Annotated in this window: 30 protein-coding genes; 15 read left to right on the top strand and 15 right to left on the bottom strand. The window is 61.9% G+C overall.

Features of this window, described 5'->3' with window-relative positions:
• Positions 1-95: 95 nt before the first annotated feature.
• Both J4E58_RS07315 and rarD read left to right on the top strand, forming a co-directional pair.
• Positions 96-1,103, top strand: a complete 1,008-nt coding sequence (locus J4E58_RS07315) for an aldo/keto reductase (protein ID WP_087090569.1) — start codon at positions 96-98, stop codon at positions 1,101-1,103.
• A 186-nt stretch (positions 1,104-1,289) separates the two neighbouring features.
• Positions 1,290-2,171: an EamA family transporter RarD gene (gene rarD, locus J4E58_RS07310; RefSeq protein ID WP_009044210.1), complete on the top strand. Its 882-nt coding sequence runs from the start codon at positions 1,290-1,292 to the stop codon at positions 2,169-2,171.
• A gap of 131 nt (positions 2,172-2,302) precedes the next feature.
• Here the strand turns inward: rarD and hpaR are convergent, their stop codons facing one another.
• The 3 genes from hpaR to J4E58_RS07295 form a co-directional block, all read right to left on the bottom strand.
• The gene (gene hpaR, locus J4E58_RS07305) at positions 2,303-2,725 is read right to left on the bottom strand and encodes a homoprotocatechuate degradation operon regulator HpaR (protein ID WP_007921772.1); all 423 of its coding nucleotides are present in this window, start codon (positions 2,723-2,725) and stop codon (positions 2,303-2,305) included.
• A 144-nt stretch (positions 2,726-2,869) separates the two neighbouring features.
• On the bottom strand, positions 2,870-3,946 hold the full coding sequence (gene hppD, locus J4E58_RS07300) for a 4-hydroxyphenylpyruvate dioxygenase (RefSeq protein WP_087090567.1): 1,077 nt from the start codon (positions 3,944-3,946) through the stop codon (positions 2,870-2,872).
• A gap of 254 nt (positions 3,947-4,200) precedes the next feature.
• On the bottom strand, positions 4,201-5,148 hold the full coding sequence (locus tag J4E58_RS07295; RefSeq protein WP_087090565.1) for a DMT family transporter: 948 nt from the start codon (positions 5,146-5,148) through the stop codon (positions 4,201-4,203).
• A 79-nt stretch (positions 5,149-5,227) separates the two neighbouring features.
• On the opposite strand from J4E58_RS07295, the gene J4E58_RS07290 reads away from it, so the two are divergent.
• The 3 genes from J4E58_RS07290 (at position 5,228) to J4E58_RS07280 (ending at position 8,373) form a co-directional block, all read left to right on the top strand.
• Positions 5,228-6,103 carry a LysR family transcriptional regulator gene (locus J4E58_RS07290; RefSeq protein ID WP_087090563.1) on the top strand — a complete coding sequence of 292 codons (876 nt, stop codon included), beginning with the start codon at positions 5,228-5,230 and terminating at the stop codon, positions 6,101-6,103.
• Between the two features lie 120 nt (positions 6,104-6,223).
• Positions 6,224-7,762: an EAL domain-containing protein gene (locus tag J4E58_RS07285; protein ID WP_087090561.1), complete on the top strand. Its 1,539-nt coding sequence runs from the start codon at positions 6,224-6,226 to the stop codon at positions 7,760-7,762.
• A gap of 245 nt (positions 7,763-8,007) precedes the next feature.
• Positions 8,008-8,373 (top strand): histone-like nucleoid-structuring protein, MvaT/MvaU family, encoded by a 366-nt coding sequence (locus J4E58_RS07280; RefSeq protein ID WP_007921761.1) that lies wholly within the window; start codon positions 8,008-8,010, stop codon positions 8,371-8,373.
• Between the two features lie 227 nt (positions 8,374-8,600).
• Here J4E58_RS07280 and J4E58_RS07275 read toward each other — a convergent pair whose 3' ends face one another.
• Positions 8,601-9,128 carry a DUF4946 domain-containing protein gene (locus tag J4E58_RS07275; protein WP_087091159.1) on the bottom strand — a complete coding sequence of 176 codons (528 nt, stop codon included), beginning with the start codon at positions 9,126-9,128 and terminating at the stop codon, positions 8,601-8,603.
• Between the two features lie 195 nt (positions 9,129-9,323).
• Here J4E58_RS07275 and gloA point away from each other — a divergent pair, with 195 nt between their 5' ends.
• Entirely contained in the window at positions 9,324-9,845 is a 522-nt protein-coding gene (gene gloA, locus J4E58_RS07270; RefSeq protein WP_007921757.1) for a lactoylglutathione lyase, read from the top strand.
• A gap of 161 nt (positions 9,846-10,006) precedes the next feature.
• Here gloA and ahpF read toward each other — a convergent pair whose 3' ends face one another.
• The 3 genes from ahpF to J4E58_RS07255 form a co-directional block, all read right to left on the bottom strand.
• Positions 10,007-11,572 (bottom strand): alkyl hydroperoxide reductase subunit F, encoded by a 1,566-nt coding sequence (gene ahpF, locus J4E58_RS07265; RefSeq protein ID WP_087090559.1) that lies wholly within the window; start codon positions 11,570-11,572, stop codon positions 10,007-10,009.
• Positions 11,573-11,695: 123 nt separating this feature from the next.
• Complete coding sequence (gene ahpC / locus J4E58_RS07260) at positions 11,696-12,259, bottom strand: alkyl hydroperoxide reductase subunit C (RefSeq protein WP_007921754.1); 564 nt, start codon at positions 12,257-12,259, stop codon at positions 11,696-11,698.
• 151 nt (positions 12,260-12,410) lie between these two features.
• Entirely contained in the window at positions 12,411-13,349 is a 939-nt protein-coding gene (locus J4E58_RS07255) for a site-specific integrase (protein WP_102673004.1), read from the bottom strand.
• Between the two features lie 178 nt (positions 13,350-13,527).
• Here J4E58_RS07255 and J4E58_RS07250 point away from each other — a divergent pair, with 178 nt between their 5' ends.
• The gene (locus J4E58_RS07250) at positions 13,528-14,562 is read left to right on the top strand and encodes a DNA-binding protein (RefSeq protein WP_087090555.1); all 1,035 of its coding nucleotides are present in this window, start codon (positions 13,528-13,530) and stop codon (positions 14,560-14,562) included.
• On the opposite strand, the gene gorA is transcribed toward J4E58_RS07250, so the two are convergent.
• Both gorA and galU read right to left on the bottom strand, forming a co-directional pair.
• Positions 14,559-15,917, bottom strand: coding sequence for a glutathione-disulfide reductase (gene gorA / locus J4E58_RS07245; protein ID WP_087090553.1), 1,359 nt, complete (start codon positions 15,915-15,917; stop codon positions 14,559-14,561). The genes J4E58_RS07250 and gorA overlap by 4 nt on opposite strands.
• Positions 15,918-16,048: 131 nt before the next feature.
• Positions 16,049-16,888 carry a UTP--glucose-1-phosphate uridylyltransferase GalU gene (gene galU / locus J4E58_RS07240; protein WP_007921743.1) on the bottom strand — a complete coding sequence of 280 codons (840 nt, stop codon included), beginning with the start codon at positions 16,886-16,888 and terminating at the stop codon, positions 16,049-16,051.
• A 362-nt stretch (positions 16,889-17,250) separates the two neighbouring features.
• On the opposite strand from galU, the gene J4E58_RS07235 reads away from it, so the two are divergent.
• A complete protein-coding gene (locus tag J4E58_RS07235) occupies positions 17,251-17,439 on the top strand; it encodes a hypothetical protein (RefSeq protein ID WP_007921742.1) in 189 nt (62 codons plus the stop codon).
• A 155-nt stretch (positions 17,440-17,594) separates the two neighbouring features.
• Entirely contained in the window at positions 17,595-17,876 is a 282-nt protein-coding gene (locus tag J4E58_RS07230; RefSeq protein ID WP_053261497.1) for a hypothetical protein, read from the top strand.
• Between the two features lie 12 nt (positions 17,877-17,888).
• Here the strand turns inward: J4E58_RS07230 and J4E58_RS07225 are convergent, their stop codons facing one another.
• The 4 genes from J4E58_RS07225 to J4E58_RS07210 form a co-directional block, all read right to left on the bottom strand.
• Entirely contained in the window at positions 17,889-18,119 is a 231-nt protein-coding gene (locus J4E58_RS07225; RefSeq protein WP_007921740.1) for a hypothetical protein, read from the bottom strand.
• 68 nt (positions 18,120-18,187) lie between these two features.
• Positions 18,188-19,111: a c-type cytochrome gene (locus J4E58_RS07220; protein WP_087090551.1), complete on the bottom strand. Its 924-nt coding sequence runs from the start codon at positions 19,109-19,111 to the stop codon at positions 18,188-18,190.
• The gene (locus J4E58_RS07215) at positions 19,108-19,779 is read right to left on the bottom strand and encodes a c-type cytochrome (RefSeq protein ID WP_007921737.1); all 672 of its coding nucleotides are present in this window, start codon (positions 19,777-19,779) and stop codon (positions 19,108-19,110) included. Before J4E58_RS07215 ends, J4E58_RS07220 begins: the two co-directional genes overlap by 4 nt.
• A 183-nt stretch (positions 19,780-19,962) precedes the next feature.
• Complete coding sequence (locus tag J4E58_RS07210) at positions 19,963-20,313, bottom strand: hypothetical protein (protein ID WP_053261499.1); 351 nt, start codon at positions 20,311-20,313, stop codon at positions 19,963-19,965.
• A gap of 176 nt (positions 20,314-20,489) precedes the next feature.
• Between J4E58_RS07210 and J4E58_RS07205 the strand changes: the two genes are divergently transcribed.
• The 5 genes from J4E58_RS07205 (at position 20,490) to ada (ending at position 23,643) form a co-directional block, all read left to right on the top strand.
• Positions 20,490-20,792 (top strand): DUF1883 domain-containing protein, encoded by a 303-nt coding sequence (locus tag J4E58_RS07205; RefSeq protein ID WP_007921735.1) that lies wholly within the window; start codon positions 20,490-20,492, stop codon positions 20,790-20,792.
• A gap of 34 nt (positions 20,793-20,826) precedes the next feature.
• On the top strand, positions 20,827-20,997 hold the full coding sequence (locus J4E58_RS07200) for a hypothetical protein (RefSeq protein WP_007921734.1): 171 nt from the start codon (positions 20,827-20,829) through the stop codon (positions 20,995-20,997).
• A 110-nt stretch (positions 20,998-21,107) separates the two neighbouring features.
• Entirely contained in the window at positions 21,108-21,824 is a 717-nt protein-coding gene (locus tag J4E58_RS07195) for a 2OG-Fe(II) oxygenase (protein WP_007921733.1), read from the top strand.
• Entirely contained in the window at positions 21,814-22,482 is a 669-nt protein-coding gene (gene alkB / locus J4E58_RS07190) for a DNA oxidative demethylase AlkB (RefSeq protein ID WP_087090549.1), read from the top strand. Before J4E58_RS07195 ends, alkB begins: the two co-directional genes overlap by 11 nt.
• Before the next feature lie 87 nt (positions 22,483-22,569).
• Complete coding sequence (gene ada / locus J4E58_RS07185) at positions 22,570-23,643, top strand: bifunctional DNA-binding transcriptional regulator/O6-methylguanine-DNA methyltransferase Ada (protein WP_087090547.1); 1,074 nt, start codon at positions 22,570-22,572, stop codon at positions 23,641-23,643.
• On the opposite strand, the gene J4E58_RS07180 is transcribed toward ada, so the two are convergent.
• Both J4E58_RS07180 and J4E58_RS07175 read right to left on the bottom strand, forming a co-directional pair.
• Positions 23,607-24,095, bottom strand: a complete 489-nt coding sequence (locus tag J4E58_RS07180; protein ID WP_087090545.1) for a GyrI-like domain-containing protein — start codon at positions 24,093-24,095, stop codon at positions 23,607-23,609. The two genes, ada and J4E58_RS07180, sit on opposite strands and share 37 nt — an antisense overlap.
• A gap of 49 nt (positions 24,096-24,144) precedes the next feature.
• A complete protein-coding gene (locus J4E58_RS07175) occupies positions 24,145-25,128 on the bottom strand; it encodes an MDR family oxidoreductase (protein ID WP_087090543.1) in 984 nt (327 codons plus the stop codon).
• Positions 25,129-25,400: 272 nt separating this feature from the next.
• On the opposite strand from J4E58_RS07175, the gene J4E58_RS07170 reads away from it, so the two are divergent.
• Positions 25,401-26,465, top strand: coding sequence for a nitronate monooxygenase family protein (locus J4E58_RS07170; RefSeq protein ID WP_087090540.1), 1,065 nt, complete (start codon positions 25,401-25,403; stop codon positions 26,463-26,465).
• Positions 26,466-26,570: the final 105 nt, after the last annotated feature.

The raw sequence follows: 26,570 nt of genomic DNA, 5'->3' as shown, positions 1-26,570 counted from the left end.
GCCCCCTACGCCCGTTCTGGTATTTGATGGGCGTCCCATGACCGGTCGCTGGCCGTTGTCGCGCCGGCCTTACCTCACGCACAAGGATTTCGTACATGAGCTATCGCATCCTCGGCCATTCCGGGCTGCACGTGTCCCCCCTGACCCTCGGCACCATGATGTTCGGCGAACAGACCAGTACTGAGGACTCCCTGCGCATCATCGACAAGGCCTGGGACCAGGGCATCAATTTCATCGACACCGCCGACGTCTACACCAGCGGCCGCTCCGAAGAGATCGTCGGCGAAGCCATCGCCAGCCAGCGTGACCAATGGGTGCTGGCGACCAAGGTCGGCTTCGGCCCCGTCGATGGCGTGCCCAACCGCAGCGGCCTGAGCCGCAAGCACATGTTCAATGGCATCGACGCCAGCCTGACCCGCCTGGGCACCGATTACATCGACATCTACTACCTGCACCGCGAAGACCACAACACGCCGCTGGAAGTCACGGTGTCGGCCATCGGCGACCTCCTGCGCCAGGGCAAGATCCGCTACTGGGGCCTGTCCAACTACCGCGGCTGGCGCATCGCCGAGGTGATCCGCGTCGCCGACCGGCTCGGCGTCGACCGACCGGTGATCAGCCAACCGCTGTACAACATCGTCAACCGCCAGGCCGAGACCGAACAGATCACCGCGGCCCAGGCCTACGGGCTCGGCGTGGTGCCCTACAGCCCGCTGGCCCGTGGCGTGCTCAGCGGCAAGTACGCGCCGGATGTCGCCCCCGACAGCAACAGCCGCGCCGGGCGCCAGGACAAACGCATCCTGGAAACCGAATGGCGCGTCGAGTCGCTGCGCATCGCCCAGCAGATCCAGCAGTACACCCAGGGCCGTGGGGTCGGCATGGTCGAGTTCGCCATCGCCTGGGTGCTGAACAATGCCGCGGTCAGCTCAGCAATCGTCGGCCCGCGCACCGAGGAACAGTGGGACGCCTACACCAAGGCGCTGGACGTGAAGATCAGCGCCGAGGATGAAGCCTTCATCGATTCGCTGGTCACTCCGGGGCATGCCTCGACCCCGGGCTTCAACGACGTCAGCCACTTCGTCTCCGGACGCACGCCACGCTGACCTCCCCCACAGCGGTGGCCCCTTCCGCGGGCCACCTGCTGCCGCGCTGCCGGTCAGTGGCGGCAAACGGGATATTTTCCCGTAACTTGCGATAAATCCGAGTAAACGTCTCGCGCCAAACCCTCTATATTCCCCGCAGTTTTTCCCTCCATCCCATTTGCCTGGTTCAGGTCACACGAGGACAGCTTGTCTAAAGGTATTGCTCTATCGGTCTTGGCGTCGGTGCTGTTTGCCGTCATGTATTTCTACACCTCCTTGCTGGCCCCGCTGACCGGGGTGGAGATTTTCGGCTGGCGCATGCTGCTTACCGCCCCATGCATGACGGTATTCATGCTGGTGAGCGGCGAATGGCGGCATGTCGGCGCCATCCTCAAGAGACTGCTGGGCCAACCGCTTCTGCTGCTGGCGCTGCCGCTGTCCGCGGCGCTGCTCGGGGTGCAGCTGTGGCTGTTCATGTGGGCACCGTTGAATGGCTACAGCCTGGACGTGTCGCTGGGGTATTTTTTGCTGCCGCTGACCATGGTCCTGACCGGGCGCATCGTCTACGGCGAACAGCTGTCGCGGCTGCAAAAGATCGCCGCCGGCCTGGCGACCCTGGGGGTGCTCAACGAGTTGTATCAGGTGGGCAGTTTTTCCTGGGCGACGCTCGTGGTGGCCATCGGTTATCCCGTCTATTTCGTGCTGCGTAAACGCCTGGCCGCCGACAACCTGGGCGGCCTGTGGCTCGATATGGCCCTGCTGTTGCCGATCGCGCTGTGGTTCGTGCAAGGCGGCGAGCAGGGTTTTGCCGTGGTCGATCAACACCCCTGGCTGTACCTGCTGATTCCGTTGCTGGGGTTGATCAGTGCTTCGGCGCTGGTGGCCTATATCATCGCCAGCCGTCTGCTGCCCTTCAGCCTGTTCGGCTTGTTGAGCTATGTCGAACCGGTGTTGCTGCTGGCCGTGGCCCTGCTGCTGGGGGAAAGCATCAAGGCCGGGGAATGGCTGACCTACCTGCCGATCTGGCTGGCGGTGCTGGTGCTGGTGTACGAGGGGTTCAAGCACTTGATGCGCCAGCGCAGAAGCTGATGCGGCTGTTGCTGTTGCTGTTGCTGTTGCTGTTGTAGGAGCGAAGCTTGCTCGCGATGAATGCGACGCGGATCACCTGTTGCTCCGAGTTGTCGGCATCGCGGGCAAGCCTCGCTCCTACGGAAGATGGGTCAGGGTTTGATCTGCTTCAGTTCGTTGAGCAGGGCCAGCAAGGCCTGCATCTTCTCCTCGCCGAACTGCTGTTGGATGCGCTGGTAGTTGATTTCCATGTCGCCGCTCATGGACTCGAAACAGGCCTCGCCCTTTTCCGTCAGGGTGATGAACAGGCGGCGCTGGTCCTCGGGGGATTTGCGCCGGCTGACATATTCGTCGCGCTCCAGGCGGGTCAGCACACCGGTCATGCTCGGAGGCAGGATGCAAGCCATTTTCGCCAGTTGATGACTTTCCAGTTCGCCGTTCTGGCGCAGGATGCGGATCACCCGCCACTGCTGCTCGGTCAGGTCGTGCTGGTTGAGGGATGGGCGAAAAAACGCCATGGCCGCTTCGCGGGCCTGGAGCAGGGTCAATGTCAGGGAAGGTCTTGGGTTGGTCATGTGCGGGTCGTTCACAGGGCTGGATGGCGACGCGGAGCGTCACAAAGACCGAACATTAACACATTCACAATCGCCAACCGACAGGCAAGAAAAAGCCCGGTCGAGAATGCCCCGACCGGGCTCGATTGTCAGGCAGGCCGCGACTTAGTCGGTGGACAGCACGCCACGACGGACCTGGTCGCGCTCGATCGATTCGAACAGCGCCTTGAAGTTGCCTTCGCCGAAACCATCGTCGCCTTTACGCTGGATGAATTCGAAGAACACCGGGCCCATCAGGGTTTCCGAGAAGATCTGCAGCAGCAGGCGCTTGTCGCCCTCTTCCGAGGAGCCGTCCAGCAGGATGCCCCGCGACTGCAGCTCGCTCACCGGCTCGCCGTGGTTCGGCAGGCGGCCTTCGAGCATTTCGTAGTAGGTATCCGGTGGCGCGGTCATGAAGCGCATGCCGATCTTCTTCAACTGATCCCAGGTCTTGATCAGGTCGTCGGTGAGGAAGGCCACGTGCTGGATGCCCTCGCCGTTGAACTGCATCAGGAACTCTTCGATCTGCCCCGCGCCCTTGGACGACTCTTCGTTCAGCGGGATGCGGATCATGCCATCGGGCGCGGTCATGGCCTTGGAGGTCAGGCCGGTGTATTCGCCCTTGATGTCGAAGTAACGGATCTCGCGGAAGTTGAACAGCTTCTCGTAGAAGCCGGCCCAGTAAGCCATGCGCCCGCGGTACACGTTGTGGGTCAGGTGGTCGATGATCTTCAGGCCGGCGCCTTTTGGATGACGGTCGACGCCTTCCAGGAACACGAAGTCGATGTCATAGATCGAGCTGCCTTCGCCGAAGCGGTCGATCAGGTACAGCGGCGCGCCGCCGATGCCTTTGATCGCCGGCAGGTTCAGTTCCATCGGACCGGTTTCGATGTGGATCGGCTGGGCGCCGAGTTCCAGGGCACGCTTGTAGGCCTTTTGCGAATCCTTGACGCGGAACGCCATGCCGCACACCGACGGACCGTGCTCGGCGGCGAAGTACGAAGCGACGCTGTGGGGCTCGTTGTTGAGGATCAGGTTGATCGCGCCCTGGCGATACAGGTGCACGTCTTTGGAGCGGTGGGTCGCGACTTTGCTGAAACCCATGATCTCGAAGATCGGCTCGAGGGTATTGGGGGTCGGCGATGCGAATTCGATGAATTCAAAGCCCATCAGGCCCATCGGGTTTTCGAAGATATCTGCCATGGTTTGGCGCCTCATCATTGCTTTTGGAATTAACGGATCGTCAGTGGCTGGCAATGCTGAGGAAGGCAGGTGGCGCGCAAGAGATGCCCCGCACGCTGCGCGCGAGGAAATCACCGTAAATCAGTTGAAACCCGAGAATCTTCATGTCGACCCTTGTCTTACCGGCTGGGGGGCGAGGCTTCTGCTGCCAGAAGACTTTATTATTGTATGCGTAACCAGATTCTACACAGCGTAAAACTGTTTGTCCGCACTCTCTATAAAATCCGCTTTTTTTCCAGGCCCGCAAGGGGTTTGTTGCACTGGTAAATGCCCCACAGGATCAACCCGCCGCCCAGGCACATGGCCAGGCTCAGGCGTTCCTCCAGCAGCAGCGCGCCTAGGATCACCGCGGTCAGCGGATTGAGCGCGATAAACACCCCCGAGCGGGTCGCACCGATCTTGCGCAGGCCGTCGTAATACCAGATGTAAGCCAGGGCCGAACCCAGCACGCCGAGGTACAGCAGGCTCAGGCCCTGCTCCAGGGTCAGGCTCACCAGCGCTTCGAGCCGTACCTCGCCGCGCAGGGCCGCGGTGCTGCAGAGCATTGCCGTGCCCAGCAGGATCGAATAGGTCACGGTCTGCAACGGGCCCAGGGTCTGGTTCAGGGTGCGCGAAAACAACGAATAGACGCCCCAGCCCAGCACGCAGCCGAAAATCAGCAGGTCCCCGCGCCAACTGCCCGGCCCGCTGGACAAGGCCCCCGGATCGCGGCTGAGGATCACCACCCCCGCTCCACCCAGGCACAAGGCAATGCCGAACAGCTTGGCGCCACTCAAGCGCTCCTTGAACAGCGCCCAGGACGCCAGGGCGATCACTGCCGGATTGAGGGCGACGATCAACGAGGCACGCGAGGCATTGATCGACTGTAGGCCCTCGAAGAAACACAGGTTGTAGAAGAAGATCCCGAAAAACCCCAGCAGCGCCAGCTGGGCGAACTGCGCCAGGCTCGGGCGCACCAGGGCAATCCGGGCGATCGCCATGAACAACAGCAAGGCCAGGCTGGCCAGGAGAAAGCGCAGGCTGGCGGCCAGCAAAGGCTCCAGGGTGCCGGCCAACAGGCGTCCGGCGACGAAGGTGCCGCCCCAGATCATGGTGACCGCCGCCAGTTTGCAATACACCGGCCAATCGGAAGGCCCGGCACAGGTTTGATCGACAGTTTTCATAAGACCCCGAGGCGCGGATAAAGGAAGGTTCGGGTATTCTTCGACTAATGCCTGATCATCGTAAAATGAGCTTTTACTCATGACCCTGAGCCAACTGCAGATCTTCTCCCTGGTGGCCGAGCTGCGCGGTTTCACCAGCGCCGCCAGCCGGCTGGGTATCAGCCAGTCCGCGGTGTCCCACGCGCTCAAGTCCCTGGAGCAGGAGTTGGGGGTCGAGCTGATCCGCCGGCATCAATCGCTGGTGGAGCTCACTGATATCGGCCAGCAATTGTTGCTGCGGGCCCGTGCCATCCTCGGCCTGGCCGCCACCATGGAACAGGAAGCCGCCGATGCCCGCGGCATGAAACGCGGCACCTTGCGCATCGGCTCGTTCGGCCCGACCTCATCAATGAAACTGCTGCCGGCGATCCTCCAGCGTTACCGCCAGGCCCATCCCGGTATCGAGGTGCACATCGACGAGGGGCCCGACCGCCAGGTACTGCAATGGCTGGAGGAGCGGCGCATCGATATCGGCTTCGTGGTACTGCCCCAGGAACGCTTCGACTGCTTCGCCCTGGTGGAAGACCAGATGGTGGCGCTGATCCCCAGCCAGCATGGGCTGGCCAGCAAGGACTCGGTGAGTCTCGCCGAGCTGTGCGACGACCCGTTCATCCTCACCGAGGCCGGTTCCGCCGAGCTGGTTTCCCGGCTGTTCCTCGCGGCCAGGCTCAGCCCCAACATCCGCTATCGCAGCTCGCAACTGCTCAGCACCCTGGAGACCGTGGCCCGCGGCGAGGCCCTGACCCTGGTCGCACAATTGTCGCTGCCCGAGGCCAGCGACCCGCGCTATCAGATCAAGCCGCTGTCACCTCCCGCCCGGCGCCAGGTAGGGCTGGCGGTGCTGGACCGGCGGCAAGCGTCACCAGCGACCCTGGCCTTTATCGAGCAGGCACGGAGTCTGTATCGCGGTGACTGAGCGCAACCCGGAGGCGCCGTCTATCATGCCCATGGACCGGATGCCGCCGGACCTGCCGCCATACCGCCCAGCGGCTTTTGAGCGTTCTCTGGCCCCCACTTCGCCACAGGTTTTTCCTCCATGCCATTGACCGCCAAAGGCCCGTTGAAACGCTCCACCCGCAACCTGCGAACCCTGCTGATCGGCTTGCTGCCGGTGGTGCTGGGCGTGGCGATCCTTTATATGCAGGCCGAGCGCGCGCTGACTCACAGCAGCCAGCAGACTGCCGAGGAAGCGATCCGCCAGTTCGACCTGATGCTCGATAACGCCGACCTCGCCGCCCGGGCACTGATGGCGCAAGTCGGCCAGCCCTGCGACGACTTCCGGCAACTGGCCCTGCGCGAACAGGTGACCCGCCGCCCGTTCGTGCGCTCGACCAATCTGGTGTGGCGCAATGACAATTACTGCAGCTCGCTGCTCGGCCAATCCTCGTTCCTACTGGACCCGGCGGACTATGTCGACGGTAAGCTGTGGTTGATGGACGGCAATCAGGTCACGCCCAATACCGCGCTACTGGTCTATCGCCTGCAAGAGGGTGAACGCGCGGTCCTGGCCACCATCGACGGCTATCACCTGAGCAACGCCTTGCGCCTGATCAGCCGCTTTGCCGAACTGCAACTGCAAGTCGGCCCCTACTGGCTGGCCGACGATGGCCAGGTCCATGAATCCATCGCTCCGCCGCCCCCAGTCACCCCTTATCAGATGGCCTCTTCGCGCTACCCCTACAGCGTCAATGCGGGGTTTCCCGAGGGCGATATCTGGCTCTACATGAAGTCCCAGTACCCTGCCCTGTTCAGCCTGTTGATCTTCTTCGGGGTGCTGGCGGCGGCCCTTGGCCACTGGCTGCAAAAACGCTCGTCGTCGCCCAGCCATGAACTGCAGCGCGCCCTGGAAGCGGCGGAGTTCATCCCGTACTTCCAGCCCGTGGTGCGCGGCGACACGAAACAGTGGGCCGGCATCGAAGTGCTGATGCGCTGGAAACATCCCCGGGAAGGCCTGGTGCGTCCGGACCTGTTCATTCCCTTCGCCGAGCACTCCGGCCTGATCGTGCCCATGACCCGTTCGCTGATGCAGCAGACCGCCCTGCTGCTGGCGCCCCACGCCCCGGCCTTCATCGACGACTTTCATATCGGTATCAATATCACCGCCAGCCATTGCCAGGACCTGGAGTTGCTGGAGGACTGCCGGCAGTTTCTCGGCATGTTCCCGCCAGGCAAGGTAAGACTGGTCCTGGAACTGACCGAACGCGAACTGATAGAACCGACCGCGATCACCCACAGCCTGTTCGAGGAACTGCACAAGTTGGGGGTAATGATCGCCATCGACGACTTCGGTACCGGCCATTCAAGCCTGGGTTACTTGCGCAAGTTCAATGTCGATTACCTGAAGATCGACCAGAGCTTCGTGGCCATGATTGGAGTCGATGCCCTGTCCCGGCACATACTCGACAGCATCATCGAACTCTCGGGCAAGCTCGAACTGGGGATAGTCGCCGAGGGCGTGGAAACAGTGGAACAACAGGACTATCTGGCCGCCCATGGCGTCGACTTCCTGCAGGGCTACTTATTCGGCAGGCCAATGCCCGGGGAAGAATTCCTACAAGCACTGGCGCGCCACTAAATAGCCATTTTTCATGAAGATTTATTGAACTCGGTAATTGTTTCGCGCACCAATTTGAATCAGAAAATGACAAATTGCGTGCATCAACAACGACATGATTTACTTGCGCCAGATTAACTACTACAATTTTTCAAGCCTGTACAAGATTCACAGGTGGGCCATTATAATCGAGTCGTTCTAAGGCTCTTGGCTTATAGCTTTGTTTGCGGTTGGTATCAGCCAAATACACTATTGGAGTAAAGATATTGTCCAGACTCGCTGAATTTCGTGCAGCAGAAAAGGCCCTTCAAGAACAGCTCGCCCAGCTGGAATCCCTGAAGAACGACGCCGGACTCAAGAAAGAAATCGAGTTCGAAGAAAAGCTCCAGGGCCTGATGAAGACCTACGGCAAAAGCCTGCGCGACATTATCGCCATTCTCGATCCTAATCCGGGCAAATCCGCTCTGCCGCTCTCGGGCGCGCCGAAAACCCGTCGTGCACGCGTGGTCAAGGTTTACCAGAACCCGCACACCGGCGAGTTGATCGAAACCAAGGGCGGCAATCACCGTGGCCTTAAAGCCTGGAAAGAACAGTACGGCGCCGCCACTGTAGATTCCTGGCTGCGCGGTTAAGCAACCGATGTATATAAAAGACCCTGCCAATGCAGGGTCTTTACCTTTAAGCCAAGGCTCTTTGTTTCGAAATCGAATAAGTTGCAACCCCTAGATTGCCTGAGCGGCCATAAACACCCAGTCGGAACTGCACCTGCCTACCAATCCCCCTGCTTGATCCTACAACTTTGTACTTAGTTCAAAGGCGCGAACCACGCCGATCGACGTAGGACAATCGCCCCCCTCCACTAAAGTTTCAGGCTACTTCGCACCCCTCGGATTTCCTCTTGGCTTTCGGCATAAATCGCAGCCTGTCCGGCATAAGACAATACATAGGCCTTATCGCCATCGACAGCCGCCACCAGTGTTTGCGACAACACATGACGGCCGTTTTCGGTAATGGTGCAAGTGGTTTCCAGCGCCACCAGACGACTCAATGTCGTGTCATGAATACGCGTGCATACACTTTGATAACCGCCGCGCCCGAAGTCCTTCTGCACCGACTTGCGCATTTCCAGCAAGACCGCCTGCAGATTGACCTGATGTCCGCTTTCAACTTGAGTCATGGTCAACTCCATGACCATCAGCGGCGTGCCGCCGGCATCGTTCTTCACCGCGCGCTGGCGGAATACCTTGGCCGGTTGTTCTTGCGCCTGTGGCAACTCTTCGATCTGCCAGCCGCTGGGCCAGGTGATCACCGGGTCCGCCGCCTCGGCCAGGGCCGGAACCAGAAGCCAGGGTGCAAGCAGACACAGGGTTTTGAACGATAAGCGCATGGTCATGAACACGTAAGGGACGAGCCTTGAAGTCTGAGGCTGGCACGAGTATCGAGCAACAGATTCGTAGCTTTGTGTTTGGTGCGCCCTGCCGCTCTTGCGTATTATTGGCCGACCGCAAGGACGCCCGAAGCCCTGCAAGCCAAGGGGCTCATTAGCATGAGTATTCTTGCCCACTTCTTTTCCGGAGGGCCCATGAGCCTGCACGAACTCAATACTTTCCCCGGCGTAACCGCCCAGCCTGACACCGCCACCGCCAACTTCGTGTTCAACCACACCATGCTGCGGGTCAAGGACATCACCAGGTCCCTGGACTTCTACACCCGGGTCCTGGGTTTCTCGCTGGTGGAAAAACGCGACTTCCCCGAAGCCGAATTCAGCCTGTACTTCCTCGCCCTGGTGGACAAGGCGCAGATCCCGGCCGACGCCGCGGCCCGTACCGAGTGGATGAAGTCGATCCCCGGCATCCTCGAGCTGACCCACAACCACGGCACCGAGAACGATGCGGACTTCGCCTATCACAACGGCAACACCGACCCGCGCGGCTTTGGCCATATCTGCATTTCGGTGCCGGATATCGTCGCCGCCTGCGAGCGCTTCGAAGCCCTGGGCTGCGATTTCCAGAAGCGCCTGAACGACGGCCGCATGAAGAGCCTGGCCTTTATCAAGGACCCGGACGGCTACTGGGTTGAAATCATCCAGCCGGCACCGCTGTAACTTGCGCTTCCTGCGGGAGCGGGACGCGCCCACGGTAGGCAGCGACTTGGCTGATCCAGCGCGTCATCCTTGATCGCGAGCAAGCTTCGCTCCTACAGAAGCCACCAACAAAAAACCCCATGAGCCAAGGCTCATGGGGTTTTGTTTTTTCCGCGGTCGGCTCAGGCCGGCGCGGAGGTGCGGATCAGGTGGTCGAAGGCGCTCAGCGAGGCCTTGGCGCCCTCGCCTACCGCGATCACGATCTGCTTGTACGGCACGGTGGTCACGTCACCGGCGGCAAACACGCCGGGCAGCGAAGTCTCGCCACGGGCATCGACAATGATTTCGCCACGAGGCGACAGCTCGACGGTGCCCTTGAGCCAGTCGGTGTTCGGCAGCAGACCGATCTGCACGAAGATACCTTCCAGGTCGACGGTGTTGAACTCGCCCGAATCGCGGTCCTTGTACACCAGGCCGGTGACCTTCTGGCCGTCACCCTTGACTTCGCTGGTCAGCGCACTGGTGATCACGTTGACGTTCGCCAGGCTGTACAGCTTGCGTTGCAGCACGGCATCGGCGCGCAACTTGCTGTCGAACTCCAGCAGGGTCACGTGGCTGACGATACCCGCCAGGTCGATGGCCGCTTCGACGCCCGAGTTACCGCCACCGATCACCGCCACGCGCTTGCCCTTGAACAGCGGACCGTCGCAGTGCGGGCAGAAGCACACGCCCTTGGCCTTGTATTCCTGCTCGCCGGGCACACCCATCTCGCGCCAGCGGGCACCGGTGGCCAGGATCAGCGACTTGGCCTTGAGGCTCGCGCCGCTTTCGAAACGCACTTCATGCAGGCCGCCGACTTCCTTGGCCGGCACCAGCGCACTGGCACGCTGCAGGTTCATGATGTCGACGTCGTACTGGCGAACGTGCTCTTCCAGGGCGCTGGCCAGTTTCGGCCCTTCGGTTTCCTGGACCGAGACAAAGTTCTCGATGGCCATGGTGTCCAGCACCTGGCCGCCGAAACGCTCGGCCGCGACACCGGTACGGATGCCTTTGCGGGCCGCGTAGATCGCCGCCGACGCACCGGCCGGGCCACCGCCGATCACCAGGACGTCGAAGGCGTCCTTGGCACTGATTTTTTCCGCCTGTTTCTCGATGGCCCCGGTGTCGAGCTTGCCGAGGATCTCTTCCAGGCCCATGCGGCCCTGGCCGAAGTTCACGCCATTGAGGTAGACACTGGGGACCGCCATGATCTTGCGATCGTTGACTTCGTCCTGGAACAGCGCGCCGTCGATGGCGACGTGGCGGATGTTCGGGTTCAGCACCGCCATCAGGTTCAGCGCCTGGACCACGTCCGGGCAGTTCTGGCAGGACAGCGAGAAGTAAGTCTCGAAGTTGAACTCGCCTTTGAGGGCGCGGATCTGTTCGATCACTTCGACACTGGCTTTCGAGGGGTGGCCGCCGACTTGCAGCAAGGCCAGCACCAGGGAAGTGAATTCGTGGCCCATGGGGATACCGGCGAAACGCAGGCTGATGTCGCTTCCCGGGCGATTGATCGAGAACGATGGTTTACGCCCATCGCTACCGTTGTCGAGCAAGGTAATCTGGCTGGAAAGACTGGCAACGTCTTTCAGCAATTCGAGCATTTCCTGGGATTTCGCACCGTCGTCGAGAGAGGCAACGATCTCGATCGGCTGGGTGACCCGTTCCAGGTATGACTTCAACTGGGCTTTAAGATTGGCGTCCAACATACGGGCGATTTCCTTTTATTCAGATCGAAAAAAAACGCCCGAGCGAATCTCGCCCGGGCGTTCTTGAGGGCGGTGCAGCTGACTTAGGTGCGGCGGTCCGCCCTGCTGTAGCGAGTCACAGGCTTAGATCTTGCCGACCAGGTCCAGGGAAGGAGCCAGGGTAGCCTCGCCTTCTTTCCACTTGGCTGGGCAGACTTCGCCTGGGTGGGCAGCGACGTATTGAGCGGCCTTGATCTTGCGCAGCAGCTCGGAAGCGTCACGACCAACACCGCCGTCGTTGATTTCAACGATCTTGATCTGGCCTTCAGGGTTGATCACGAAGGTGCCACGGTCAGCCAGACCGGCTTCTTCGATCAGCACGTCGAAGTTGCGGGAGATAGCCAGGGTCGGGTCGCCGATCATGGTGTAGCGGATCTTGCCGATGGCTGGCGAAGTGTTGTGCCAGGCAGCGTGAGCGAAGTGGGTGTCGGTCGAAACGCTGTAGATTTCCACGCCCAGTTTCTGGAATTCGGCGTAGTTGTCTGCCAGGTCTTCCAGCTCGGTTGGGCAAACGAAGGTGAAGTCAGCCGGGTAGAAGAACACGACGGACCATTTGCCTTTCAGGGTGGCGTCCGACACTTCGATGAACTCGCCATTCTTGAAGGCGGTTGCTTTGAACGGTTTGACTTGGCTGTTGATGATAGGCATCGGTGATTCTCCATCAGTGGGTAAAAACTTGGGTTGAAAACTTGATGGGGAGAATCCTAACCAATGCTCCCAGCCAAGGCTCATTGGCAAAGCTGATGCTGCTGATTAGGTTTGGCTATTAGCGCGCAGTATTAATAGAAGAAATGCGTATTTACTCGCCGACCGGCTTTTCCTGGGTCAGGGCCATGCCGAGAAACGGGCTGGCCTCGACGTAACGCATGGCCGACTTGATGTCCTTCCAGCCGACATAGCTCATCAGCGACTTGAGGTCCCAACCGCTGCGATGGGCCCAGGTGGCAAAACCGCGGCGCAGGGAGTGGCTGGTGTATTGCTCGGCGGCGACCCCGGCGCGCTCCAGTGCCTGGCGCAATAACGGAATCACACTGTTGGCGTGCAGCCCCTCCTCGCCCAGATGGCCCCAGCGGTCGATGCCACGAAACACCGGGCCACGCACCAGGGCGGCGACGTTGATCCACTCGATATAGGCCTGGACCGGGCACAGCCGGCGCAACGCCGGGGTGTGCCAGGTCTTGCCGAGGTTGTCGCGGTCGCTCTTGCTGCGGGGCAGATACAGGCTGATGCCGGAACCCGCCACCGCCTGCACATGCTCGACCCGTAGCCGGCACAACTCGTCGCTGCGAAAGCCACGCCAGAACCCCAGGAGAATCAGCGCGCTGTCACGCCGCGCCCGCAGCAGCGCCGGCTGGTTGTCATCGAGCCGGGCCTGGGTGGCTTCCTGCTCCAGCCAGGCGATTACCTGCTCCAGATGCTGCAACTGCAAAGGCTCGGCCTGTTTCTCCTGCGCCGGGTGCAGCGCGCGAATGCCCTTGAACACCTGGCGCACCACCGGGGCCTTGGTCGGGTCGACGAAACCCTGGCTGTTGTGCCACTGCGCCAGGGCCGAGAGCCGCAACTTCAGGGTGTTGATCGATAACTCCCCCGCATACGCCACCAGATAACGCGCCACGCTGTCGCTGGTCGCCGGCAGAAACCCGCCCCAGGTGACCTCGAAATGCTCGATGGCCGCCCGGTAACTGCGTCGGGTGTTGTCGCGGGTCGCGGCGTGCAGATAACGATCCAGATCACTCATGGCTTGCTCGACTCGTCTTGCGTACGGAAATGGCGGGTTGCAACAGGGCGTTCTGGTCATGACACGGGGTAATACCAGTATATCCCATGTCAATAATTCGAATATTTATCTTTGATTTTATTGTACAATTACACTTTATACATACCACGTAAAAAAGTACGTAATCGTAGGAGATCCCATGGCTCGTGGCGGCGTTAACAAGGCGGTGGTGCAAATCGCCCGTTCGGCAATCCTCGCTCGCGGCGAACACCCCAGCATCGATGCGGTGCGCATCGAAATGGGCAATACCGGCTCGAAAACCACCATTCACCGCTACCTGAAGGAGCTGGAGCAAAGCGAAGCCCGCCGCGCCGCGCCGCAGGAAGCCCTGGAAGAAGAACTGACGGAACTGATCCAGCGCATGGCCCAGCGCCTGCGCGAACAGGCTCAGGAGCCCGTGGCGCAGGCCCAGGCGCAAGTGGAGGAAATGAACCAGGAACTGGCGGCGCAGCAGGCCGCGTCCGAGCAGGCACAGGCCCAGTTGCGGCAGCAACTGCAGACCCAGGCTGCAGCCCTGGCCAGCGAAAGCACGCTGCTGCAGGAAACCCGCTCCACCCTGCAGAGCGAACAGACGCGCAATGCCGGACTGAACCAGGCCCTGGCCGACTTCGAATTGCGCCTGAAAGACAAGGACGAGCAGATTCGTTCACTGGAAGAAAAGCACCTGCACGCCCGGGACGCCCTCGAGCATTACCGCAGTGCGGTCAAGGAGCAGCGCGAGCAGGACCAGCGCCGCCATGAAGGCCAGCTGCAGCAAGCGCAACAGGAACTGCGCCAGGCCCAGCAAAGCGCATTGGTGCGCCAGGACGAGATCACCCAACTGCACCGCGACAACGAACGCCTGACCAGCGAGCAACGCGCCACCCAGAAAGAGTTGCGCCAGGCACAGGAGCAGGCACAGAAAACCGACAGCAAGCTTGGCCAGTTGCTGGAGCAATCCACCCGCCTGAACAGCGAACACACCCTCCTCCAGGAACGCCTGCGCGTCGCCTTGCTGGAAAGTCATGAGTTCAAGCAGAACCTGGAGCAGCAGTTGCAGGACAATCGACAACTGGAACTGCGTGTCGCCAAGGCCGAGGCCAGCCTGGAGGCCCTGCAACTGGCTGCCGCAGCGAAGACCGAGGCGCAGCCAGAAACAGAAGAGCAGCGGCCGGAACCGCCAGAGCAAGCTTAACCGGCGACCGGCGTGCGCATGGTGACGAACTCTTCGGCGGCCGTCGGGTGCACCCCGATGGTTTCGTCGAAGTCACCCTTGGTGGCGCCGGCCTTCAAGGCAATCGCCAGGCCCTGGACGATCTCGCCGGCGTCGGGGCCGACCATATGACAGCCCAGCACCTTGTCGGTCTCGGCATCCACCACCAGCTTCATCAGCGTGCGCTCCTGGCACTCGGTCAGGGTCAGCTTCATCGGCCGGAAGCGGCTTTCGAAGATCTGCACCTTGTGCCCGGCTTCCCGCGCCTGCTCTTCGGTCAGGCCGACGGTACCGATATTCGGCAGGCTGAACACCGCGGTCGGGATCATGTTGTAGTCCACCGGGCGATACTGTTCCGGTTTGAACAAACGCCGCGCCACAGCCATGCCTTCGGCCAGAGCCACCGGCGTCAACTGCACGCGCCCGATCACATCGCCAATCGCCAGGATCGACGGCTCGGCGCTCTGGTACTGCTCATCAACCTCAATGAAGCCACGCTTGTCGAGCTTCACCCCGGTATTTTCCAGCCCCAGGTTGTCGAGCATCGGCCGCCGGCCGGTGGCGTAGAACACGCAATCGGTAGCCAGCTCGCGACCATCCTTGAGCGTGACCTTCAGGCTCCCGTCGGCCTGCTTTTCGATGCGCTCGATATCGGCATTGAACTGCAGGTCGAGCCCACGCTTGGTCAGCTCTTCCTGCAAGTGCTTGCGCACCGCACCATCGAAGCCACGCAGGAACAGCTCGCCGCGATACAGCAGCTTGGTATCCGCGCCCAGGCCGTGGAAGATCCCGGCGAACTCCACCGCGATATAACCGCCGCCCACCACCAGGATGCGCTTGGGCAGTTCCTTGAGGAAAAACGCCTCGTTGGAGCTGATGGCGTGTTCGCGCCCCGGAATGTCCGGGATCTGCGGCCAGCCGCCGGTGGCGATCAGGATGTGCCTGGCTGTGTAGCGCTGGCCATTGACCTCCACCTGGTGCGGGTCGATCAGCCTGGCGTGGCCTTCGTGCAGGGTCACGCCACTGTTGAGCAGCAGATTGCGATAGATGCCGTTCAGGCGATTGATCTCGCGATCCTTGTTGGCGATCAGCGTGGCCCAGTCGAAGTCGGCTTCGCCCAGGCTCCAGCCGAAGCCTGCGGACTGCTCGAAGTCTTCGGCGAAGTGGGCGCCGTACACCAGCAGTTTTTTCGGCACGCAGCCGACGTTGACACAGGTGCCGCCCAGATAGCGGCTTTCGGCGACCGCGACTTTCGCGCCAAAACCCGCGGCGAACCGCGCCGAACGCACACCGCCGGAACCGGCGCCAATTACATAAAGATCAAAATCGTAGGCCATTTCACTCTCCCAGGCAGGCTGACAGCATAACCGCAGATGCGTATCCGGTCAGCGCTAGAGGATTTACATAGGGGCATAAAACGAAAAAGCCACCCGAAGGTGGCTTTTCAGTACAAGGACCAAGCGGGCTATCAGTAAGCCTTGCCAGTCTTGTAGAAGTTCTCGAAGCAGAAGTTGGTCGCGTCGATGTAGCCTTCGGCGCCACCGCAGTCGAAACGCTTGCCCTTGAACTTGTAGGCAATCACGCAGCCGTCCTGGGCCTGCTTCATCAGGGCGTCGGTGATCTGGATCTCGCCACCCTTGCCCGGCTCGGTTTCTTCGATCAGCTTGAAGATGTCCGGGGTCATGATGTAGCGACCGATGATCGCCAGGTTCGACGGCGCATCTTCCGGCTTCGGCTTCTCAACCATGTTGCGTACGCGGTACAGGTCATCGCCGATCAGGTCGCCGGCAATCACCCCGTACTTGCTGGTTTCTTGCGGGTCGACTTCCATGATCGCGACGATGGTGCAGCGGTACTGCTTGTACAGCTTGACCATCTGCTTCAGCACGCCGTCACCTTCGAGGTTGACGCACAGGTCGTCCGCCAGCACCACGGCGAACGGCTCGTCACCGATCAGCGGACGACCGGTCAGGATCGCGTGACCCAGGCCTTTCATTTCGGTCTGGCGGGTGTAGGAGAACGAGCACTCGTCCAGCAGACGGCGGATACCGACCAGGTATTTTTCCTTGTCGGTGCCCTTGATCTGGTTTTCCAGCTCGTAGCTGATGTCGAAGTGGTCTTCCAGGGCGCGCTTGCCGCGACCGGTGACGATGGAGATTTCGTTCAGACCGGCATCCAGTGCTTCTTCAACGCCGTACTGGATCAGTGGCTTGTTCACCACCGGCAGCATTTCTTTGGGCATGGCTTTAGTCGCTGGCAGGAAGCGAGTACCGTAACCGGCTGCTGGGAACAAGCATTTCTTGATCATATGAGTCCTTAAAAGGGCTGTACGTACGAATTTCGGCGCAGTCTAATCAGGCCGCGTGCGCCTTACAATGGGTCGCAGTGGCTAACCGCTGCCATCTAAGAGAAATATTGCCGCGGATAGTTCCCCATATAGCTCCCCACCTTGTTCTGCACATAGCTGCGCACATTGTTCTGCACGCTCCGCACATAGTTTCGAACAGGCTTGCAAACATGGCCTTGCAGCATCGTACAGATAGCCCGCGCCGTAAACCGCCATCTGGCTGCAAAGCCTTAATTTTCTGCGTCCCGCCCTTGTCCGCACTCTTACAGGAACTCGTTTACCGCTATCATGGCGCCCTTGAATCCCGCCAACGAGGCAGATAGATGTCGGCAACAAAAAGCGTAAACGGTTACCAGATCAAGCAGTTGAAAGACGGCCAGTGGTGGTTGGTCAGCGCCCAGGGCGAGAACGTCGCCGGACCTTTCGCCAGCGAGGCGATGGCGGTCGAAGTGGCATCGGTGTTCGAGGATTCCGCAGGCCACGCCTCGGCACGTCGCAGTCCCAAGTCCTGAGACGGCCTCTGCACTGAAGAGCCCTGCCCCGCGCAGGGCTTTTTCATGCCGATCTATACCGCAGTGGCGGTTCGCTATAGCATCTCGTCCCAGACGCTTGCCAAGGGTGTCCAGCCCTCCCCCGGGGCTCAAACTTCTCGACGACGACCACACCCATGCACAAACTTCTGGCACTGACTGCAGTACTGGCCCTGAGCGGATGCGCCACCGTTTCCGATACCTACCTGGAAAACGGCGAGCAAGGCCTGAGCATCGATTGCTCCGGCGAAGCCAGCTCCTGGGCCAGCTGCTATGAAAAGGCCGACGCCTCCTGTGCCGGCACCGGCTATCGGATCGTTGGCACCGACGGCACGCCGTCGCTCAAGGAAAGCGACAAGACCCTGGGGGCGGACGTTGGCAACTACAAAAGCCGCAGCGTGGTGGTGGTCTGCAAGTAGCAGGCGCACGGCCTACATATGAATCTCGGCAAACTTGATGCCCAGGTTGCGAATGGTTTCGATCAGGTCGTCCAGTCGGTCGAATGACTCGACTTCATCGTTGTCATCCACCAGAAAATAGCTGCGCCCCGCGCTTTTCTTGAAGAATACGATCCATTCCCCGGAATTCGCCGGATTCTGAATCACATGGGTCGCAGAGATATGCCCCTCTGCATGCCTCTCCCGGACTGTTTCGCGCTTCATGCTTTCTCCCAAAAAACGATGCCGCCGAAACCTGGGTTTCGACGGCATCTTTGACAATGGCCGACAGTTTATCGGATGCCCTGGCCAATCAGCACGCCATCTACCGTCTGGCCATACAGATTGACCCCGTCGTTGGCGTGGAACTTGAGCCGGGTCTTCTCGATGGAGCCCTCCACCAGCCGCGGGTCCTGCGGTCGTTCATGGCGGTTGACGAACGCCGCCACGTCCCAGGCCTGTTGGTCGCTCAAACTGCCGGCCTTGCCCAGGGGCATGTTGTATTTGATAAAGGACGCGGCCGTGTTGATCCGGTGCATGCCCGCGCCCCAGTTATAGGAATCCTTGCCCCAGAGCGGCGGCATGACATAGTCCGCGCCGACCTTCTGGCCCTGGCCGTTATCACCATGGCAGACCGCGCATTGCGCCCGGTATACCTGCTCGCCACGGGCCAGGTCGTAGCCCTGGGCCGGCTGCGGCACCTCGGGGTAACCCCGCCCGGGCAACTCGACAGCGATCGGCGCCTTGCTCGCCAGCCAGTAGGAATACACCGACAACGCGGTGATCTCGTAGCTGTCGGCGGCCGGCGGCGTGCCATTCATGCTGAACTGGAAGCAGCCCTGCAAGCGTTCGGCGTAGGTGTTCACCTTGTTGTTCTTCTTGCGATACGCCGGGTACATCGGATAGGCGCCCCACAGCGGCGCGGAGTTGGCCAGCCGCCCCTGATCCAGGTGGCAGTTGCTGCAATTGAGCCCATTGCCGACGAACTTCGGTGCCAGGCGTTTGGTATCGACGAACAGCGCATAACCGTCGCGGACCATCTTGCCGTAGGCATTGTCCGGTAGCTCGCTCTCCGCCGGTGGCTGGAAATACCCGGGATGGGCAGCGTTCACCACCGGTTCCCGCAACTGTGATTGGTCCTCCATGGCAACCGCAGCGCCATAAGCCTGGGCCGTCAGCAAGGCGAGGGAAAAGCCCAATAGAAGATCACGCTTCATGGCTTGGACTCCTGGTTATCGGCCTTGGCCAACTGACTGCCGACCTTGGCGAAATAATCGGCCACCGCCGTGATTTCCTCGGGGCTCAGGGCCTTGGCGATGTGTCCCATCAGGTCGTTCGGGTCGTTGCGGCGCGTGCCGTCGCGCCAGGCATTCAATTGCCCGGCGAGGTACGCCGCGGGTTGCCCGGCCAACGGCGGAAAGGCGTCTCCCACGCCCACGCCACCCGGCCCATGACAGGTCACGCACTCCGGAACCTGCCGCTCCCAGGCGCCGCGCAAGGCCAGCCTCGCCCCCACGCCTTCAGCCAGGGAACTGCGGTTGATCGGCGCTGGCGTCGCAGCCGGCATGGCCGCCAGGGTCTGGCTGACCGCGTCTATCTCGTCATCGCTCAGGGCCTTGGCCAGTGGCTGCATGACCGGGTTGCTGCGCGCACCGCTGCGAAAATCTTCCAGCTGCTTGCGCAGATAACCCGCCGACAATCCCGCCAGGCGCGGAAACCCGGCGGCCGCCAGGCCCAGGCCATCGCCACCATGACAGGCCAGGCACGCCGTGGCACCGGGCTGCGCTCCACCCTGGGTAAAGACTTTCTGCCCATCCACGGCCTGGGCATTGGCGACAAAAAACAGCATCAGGCTGCTCAGCAGTATTCGATCCACGGGGATCATGGCGAACTCCATTTTTCTAGTTATATTCTTAGGCTTATTTTATATAAGCCTACAAAGAGTAGGCCAATAGACCTTTGGCTACAACGCGAAACCAGCCGGGCCTGCCTTGCCACCGGGCACAAAAAAACCCGCCCTCACCACGGAATCCGGGCCAGGGCGGGCTGTTGAAAAATCGCTTGGCCATCAGCCGGAAATGCAGTCCTCCGCCGCCTTGCGGATATCGCCCGGACGCATGGGCACATTGGACATGCTTTCATGCAGCTTGATGCTGCTGCCGCCGGAACGCTCCTCGATATCGAATACCGCGGTCGGGCCCGACGAGACTTTCTGCGGAACGATAATGCGCATGCCGTCCTTATGCGGTTCGACCTGCAACTGGCCACGGCTGTCAGCCAGTTTGTCGCTGACGCACTTGGCGTACTCCTGCGGCTTTTTCCCTGAAATCACGTTCAGGGTGGGCAATGTCTGGTTAATATCCGAGACCGTCGCACAGCCACTGATCGCCAAGGCCAGAATCAACACACCCCACTTCATACATTTCCTCCAATAAAGACCGTCCGACCGCAGAAATGGCATTTTTCTCCGGATCAGTCAGATTTATCCTAAATAATCGGCAAATAACTGTTTTAAATTGTCAAAGCCGCCTGCCGCGGCCTGATAAACTGCGCCATCGTTTTGATTTTGTAGCAAAAGCCCTTCTGGAGGCGCCCATGAAATTTATCCACCAGCGCGAGCACCTCAACGAAGACGATATCGTCGTCATCGAATGCTCCCAGGTCTGCAACATCCGCCTGATGAACGACGCCAACTTCCGAAGCTTCAAGAACGGCGGACGTCACACCTATCATGGCGGTGCGTTCGACAAGTTCCCGGCCAAGATCACCGCGCCGAGCACCGGCTTCTGGAATATCACCATCGACACCGTCAACCGCCGGCCCATCAGCGTTACCCGCAAGCCGAACCTGACCCACTCGATCAAGATCATCCGCCGGTCCAGCTCGAAACTGCGCTGAACCCCGCCCCAGCCCGCGACCAACAGGTATCACCGTGGCCCAAACGACCAAGTACGTCATCAAATACAAACTCAACGGCGAGCGCCGTTTCGAGTTCGCCCAGCTGGAAAGCGGCACTCAGGAAGAAGCCAAGGCCGCGCTGGAAGCCCTGCATGGCCAGACCGACGACGTCATCAGCGATGTCAGCGTGAGCAAGGCGCTGTAAGTCCCTGCTCCTAGAACCTGTGACGAATTCGAGCGCAAGCAGCGGAGTGTGAGCGGCCCGCGCACTTCCCAGAATGGCGGGCCTCAGCCTCTACTCCGGGAACCGCCAGCATGTCCGCCCCCTCCCTCGAACAACGTCTCGCCTGCCTGGACTGGGCCTCGATCGAGCAGCAGCTCGACCAGGACGGCAGCGCGGTGATCGGCAACCTGCTCAGCGCCGAGCAATGTCATGAGCTCGGCAGTCTGTATCCCCACAGCGAGTTGTTTCGTTCGCGGGTGGTCATGGCCAGGCACGGTTTCGGCCGCGGCGAATACCAGTATTTCGCCTACCCCTTGCCGCAACGGGTCGCCGAATTGCGCGGCCAGTTCTATCCGCGCCTGGCGCCGCTGGCCAATCGCTGGAACCAGCTGATGAATATCCCCGTGCAATATCCGCCCCGGCATGAAGATTTTCTCCAGCGCTGCCACGCCGCCGGTCAGCAGCGGCCGACGCCCTTGTTGCTGCAATATGGCCCACAGGATTACAACTGCCTGCACCAGGACTTGTATGGCGACAACGTATTCCCCTTGCAGGTCGCGATCCTCCTATCCCGTCCCGGGATCGATTTCACTGGCGGTGAATTCGTCATCACCGAACAGCGCCCGCGCATGCAGTCACGGCCGCAGGTCATCGGTCTGAAGCAGGGTGATGCGCTGATCTTCGCCGTGCATCATCGTCCGGTAGCCGGCGTGCGCGGCCATTACCGGGTGACGTTGCGCCATGGCGTCAGCCGCCTGCACAGCGGTCGCCGCCATACGCTAGGAGTGATCTTCCACGATGCCCAGTAATTTCACCGGCGAGCTGTTCGGCGAACCCGAGCTGCAACAGGCCCCGCGCACCGAACAGGTCGGCCCGCAGTCCTTTGTGCTTCGTGGCTTCGCCCTGCCCTGGGTCGAGCGCCTGCTGCCGGCCCTGCGTGGCGTGCTACGCGCCGCGCCGTTCCGGCAGATGGTCACGCCGGGCGGTTTCACCATGTCGGTGGGCCTGAGCAGTTGTGGCCAGCTGGGCTGGACCACTGACCGCAGCGGCTACCGTTACACCGCCATCGATCCGCAGAGCGGCCAGCCCTGGCCGGCGATGCCCGAGGTGTTGCGCGAACTGGCCCGGGCCGCCGCGACCCAGGCCGGCTTTGCCGGGTTCGAACCGGACGCCTGCCTGATCAATCACTATGTGCCCGGCGCCCGCATGTCCCTGCACCAGGACAAGGACGAACGCGATTACGATGCACCGATCGTCTCCGTTTCCCTGGGCTTGCCGGCGGTGTTTCAGCTGGGTGGCGAGCGCCGCAGCGACCGCCCGTTGCGGGTGCCGCTGCTGCATGGCGATGTGGTGGTCTGGGGCGGTGTCGACCGTCTGCGTTATCACGGCGTGCTGCCACTCAAGGAAGGCACGCACCCGCTGCTGGGCCCACGGCGCATCAACCTGACCTTTCGCCGGGCCGGTTGATCCCGCGAGAATTCAAGCGCAAGACTCAGAGTGCCAGGCACCCTGCCCTTGGTTAATCTGAGCGACATCCGCCACCGAGTAGAGCCCATGACCATGGTCCAGCCCAAGCCCACCACCGCCAGCGATCCACGCTGGCTCGCCGTCCTGGCCCGTGATGCGAGCGCTGATGGCCAGTTCGTCTATGGGGTAAAAACCACCGGGGTCTACTGCCGCCCCAGCAGCCTGTCGCGCCTGCCACGGCCGGAGAATGTCGAATTCTTCGACACCGCGGAGCAAGCCGAAGCCGCTGGTTACCGGCCGAGCAAACGCAGCGCCAGCGACCAGACCCAGGTGGCCGCGTACCATGCCAGCCTGGTAGCCGCCGCGTGCCGGCAGATCGAGTCGGCCGAAGCGCTGCCCAGCCTGAAACAGCTGGCCGAGCAAGCCGGCATGAGCAGCTTCCACTTTCACCGGGTGTTCAAGGCCGCCACCGGGCTGACCCCGAAAGGCTACGCCAGCGCCCACCGTTCGCGGCGGGTGCGGCGCCAGCTGGAGCACGGCCACTCGGTGACCGACGCGCTGTACGACGCCGGCTTCAATTCCAACAGCCGCTTCTACGAAACCGCCGACCAGTTGCTCGGCATGAAACCCAGCGACTACCGCGCCGGCGGCCTGAACGCCGATATCCGCTTCGCCGTCGGCCAGTGCTCCCTGGGCGCGATCCTGGTCGCCCAGAGCAACCGCGGGGTCTGCGCGATCCTGCTGGGCGACGACCCCAATGCCCTGGTGCAGGATCTGCAGGACAAATTCCCGCGGGCCAACCTGATCGGCGCCGACCAGGGTTTCGAGCAACTGGTGGCCAAGGTGGTGGGGTTTATCGAAGCACCGGCCATTGGCCTGGACCTGCCGCTGGACCTGCAAGGCACGGTGTTCCAGGAGCGGGTGTGGCTGGCTCTCAAGGAGATTCCGCCGGGCAGCACCGCCAGCTACGCCGAGATCGCCCAGCGTATCGGCGCGCCGAAATCCTTTCGCGCCGTGGCCCAGGCCTGTGGGGCCAACAGCCTGGCGGTGGCGATCCCTTGCCACCGGGTGGTGCGCAGCGACGGCAACCTGTCCGGCTACCGCTGGGGCGTGGAGCGCAAGCGTCAGTTGCTCGAACGCGAGAACTCGTCCGAGGCCTGAATGCCGATGTACACCGACACCGATTCCGGCCCGGTGTACACCTCGAAGTCTGTGGCGAAGCGCCGGCGGACCTGCGGGTTGTCCTCGAAGTAAGCCCAGACCAGGCCCCAGGTCTGGATCACCACGTCGGGCATCGGCCCCTTGGCGGAGAACGCCAGGTACTCGCCGCCCTGCACCTGCACCAACGGATAACCGGCGTTGCCTTCGCCCACCGCTACGCCGGCGGTGACATCGAAGTACCCCGAGGCATCGGACTCGTAGTTGGAGTACACGCCATAGATGAACGAATCCGACTGCCGGTGACCGATGCTGTCGAACAAACCTTCGACAAAAAACCGCTCCCACATCGGCCCGATCCGCGCGCTGTCCGCTTGTTGCTCGTCGGCATTGCAGGTGCGTACCTGCAAGCCCGAGACACAGAACGGCTGAACCTCTCGCAGTTTGACATCCATGCTGGGTACTCCTGTCTGGCGTTTATCTGGGTGACCGGCGCGCACGGTATCAGCGATTCACATCCACCACCACGCGCCCGCGCAGCTCGCCGGCCAACAGGCGCGACGCGGCAGCGATGGCTTCACTGAGGCCGATCTCATGGCTGATCAACGGCAGCAGGGCCGGGTCCAGATCGCGGGTCAGGCGCTGCCAGGCCTCGATCCGCCGGGCCTTGGGCTGGGTCACGCTGTTGATCCCGGCCAGGGTCACGCCCCGCAGGATGAAGGGCGCCACCGACGCCGGGAAGTCCATGCCCTGGGCCAGCCCGCAGGCGGCCACGGTGCCGTTGGCCTTGGTGCTGGCGCAGGCATTGGCCAGGGTATGGCTGCCCACCGAGTCGATCACCGCCGCCCAACGCTCCTTGGCTAACGGCTTGCCCGGCGCGGACAGGCTGGCGCGGTCGATGACCTCGCTGGCGCCCAGGCGCTTGAGGTAGTCCTGCTCGGCAATGCGCCCGGTGGACGCCACCACCCGATAACCCAGCCGGGCCAACAGGGCTATGGCAAAGCTGCCGACCCCGCCATTGGCCCCGGTGACCAGCACCTCGCCCTGGTCCGGGGTCAGGCCGTGGCGCTCCAGCGCCAGGATACTGAGCATCGCCGTATACCCCGCCGTGCCGATGGCCATGGCCTCGGCCGCGCTGAACGCCTGGGGCAAGGGAATCAGCCAGTCGCCGTCCAGCCGTGCCTTCTGCGCCAAGCCGCCCCAATGCCCTTCACCCACGCCCCAACCGTTGAGCAGCACCGAGTCGCCGGGCTGATAGTCCGGGTGGCTGCTGGACTCGACAATGCCTGCCAGATCGATCCCCGGCACCATGGGAAACTTGCGCACCACCGGGCTGCTGCCGGTGATGGCCAGGCCGTCCTTGAAGTTCAGGGTGCTGTAGGCCACCCGCACCGTCACGTTGCCCTCGGGCAGCTGCTCTTCGCCAATACCACGCAGCGCCGCGCGATAACCGGCGTCGTCTTTCTCGATCAAAATACCCTTGAACATCACTGCCTCCCACCAGGCCCATGGCCGGGCCGTGAACTTGAGTTTCAGGTTACAAAGTCGCCACCTTCCCAGCCCGGGCGCAAAAAATCCACGCTCTTTTCGTCGTAGGACGCTCGCGCCCTGACCTGTCTGTAGGAACGAGGCTTGTCCGCGATAGCGTTATCACTGGCAACCCGGGTAGCGGCCAAAGTCGACTGGCCTTGATCGCCTGTCTCCTGATACAAACCCCGGGTTGCCGTCCTTCTTTTTTTGACGTCGGAGAATCATTCAACATGAGTCAATGGCCTGACACCCGTATTCTCGACCTGCTGGGCATCGAACTGCCGATCCTCCAGGCGCCAATGGCCGGCGCGACCACTACCGCCATGGTGATCGCCGCCGCCCAGGCCGGTGGTCTGGGTTCCCTGCCCTGCGCCATGCTGACGGCCGAGCAGATCCGCCAGGATGTCCAGAGCATCCGCCAGGCGACCCGCGCGCCGCTGAACCTGAATTTCTTCTGCCACCAGAACCCGACACCCGACCCGGAACGGGAAACCCGCTGGAAAAATACCCTGGAACCCTACTACCGCGAGCTCGGCGTCGATTTCGATGCGCCGACCCCGGTCAGCAGCCGCGCGCCCTTCGACACCGTCAGTTGCGAACTGGTGGAAGAACTGCGCCCGGAAATCGTCAGCTTCCACTTCGGCCTGCCGGAGCCGGCCCTGCTCGCGCGGGTCAAGGCCACCGGGGCGAAGATCCTGTCATCGGCCAGCACTGTCGATGAAGCCGTCTGGCTGGAACAGCACGGCTGCGATGCGATCATCGCCATGGGCTACGAGGCCGGCGGCCATCGGGCGATCTTCCTCAGCGAAGACCTCAACAGCCAGGTCGGCACCATGGCCCTGGTGCCGCAGATCGTCGATGCGGTGCGGGTGCCGGTGATCGCCGCCGGCGGGATCGGCGACGCCCGCGGCATAGTCGCGGCCTTTGCCCTCGGGGCCTCGGCGGTGCAACTGGGCACCGCCTACCTGTTCACCCCGGAAGCCAAGGTCAGTGCCGCCCACCACAAGGCCCTGCGTACCGCCAAGGAGAGCGAAACAGCCCTGACCAACCTGTTCACCGGGCGCCCGGCGCGGGGCATTCTCAACCGGGTGATGCGCGACATCGGCCCGATCAGCCCCCTGGCGCCGGCCTTCCCCCTCGCCGGTGGCGCGCTGATGCCGCTGCGCGCCAAGGACGACGCCGACTTCGCCAGCCTCTGGTCCGGCCAGGCATTGCGCCTCGGGGTCGAACTGCCGACCGCGGAACTGACCCGCACCCTGGCCGCCCAGGCCCTGGCCAAGCTGACCGGCCGCTAAACCCGGCACGCCGCGACTGCGGTCGCGGCGTTTTGCGCAAAACCTCCATTTGCCCTCAAGGCCGCGCGACCTTTGCAGTTCCGTTCGCTGGCGATTCGCTATATA

It is taken from the genome of Pseudomonas sp. FW305-25, from assembly GCF_017351415.1.
Classification (GTDB): domain Bacteria; phylum Pseudomonadota; class Gammaproteobacteria; order Pseudomonadales; family Pseudomonadaceae; genus Aquipseudomonas; species Aquipseudomonas chlororaphis.
This window is presented reverse-complemented; position numbering and strand designations above follow the sequence as displayed.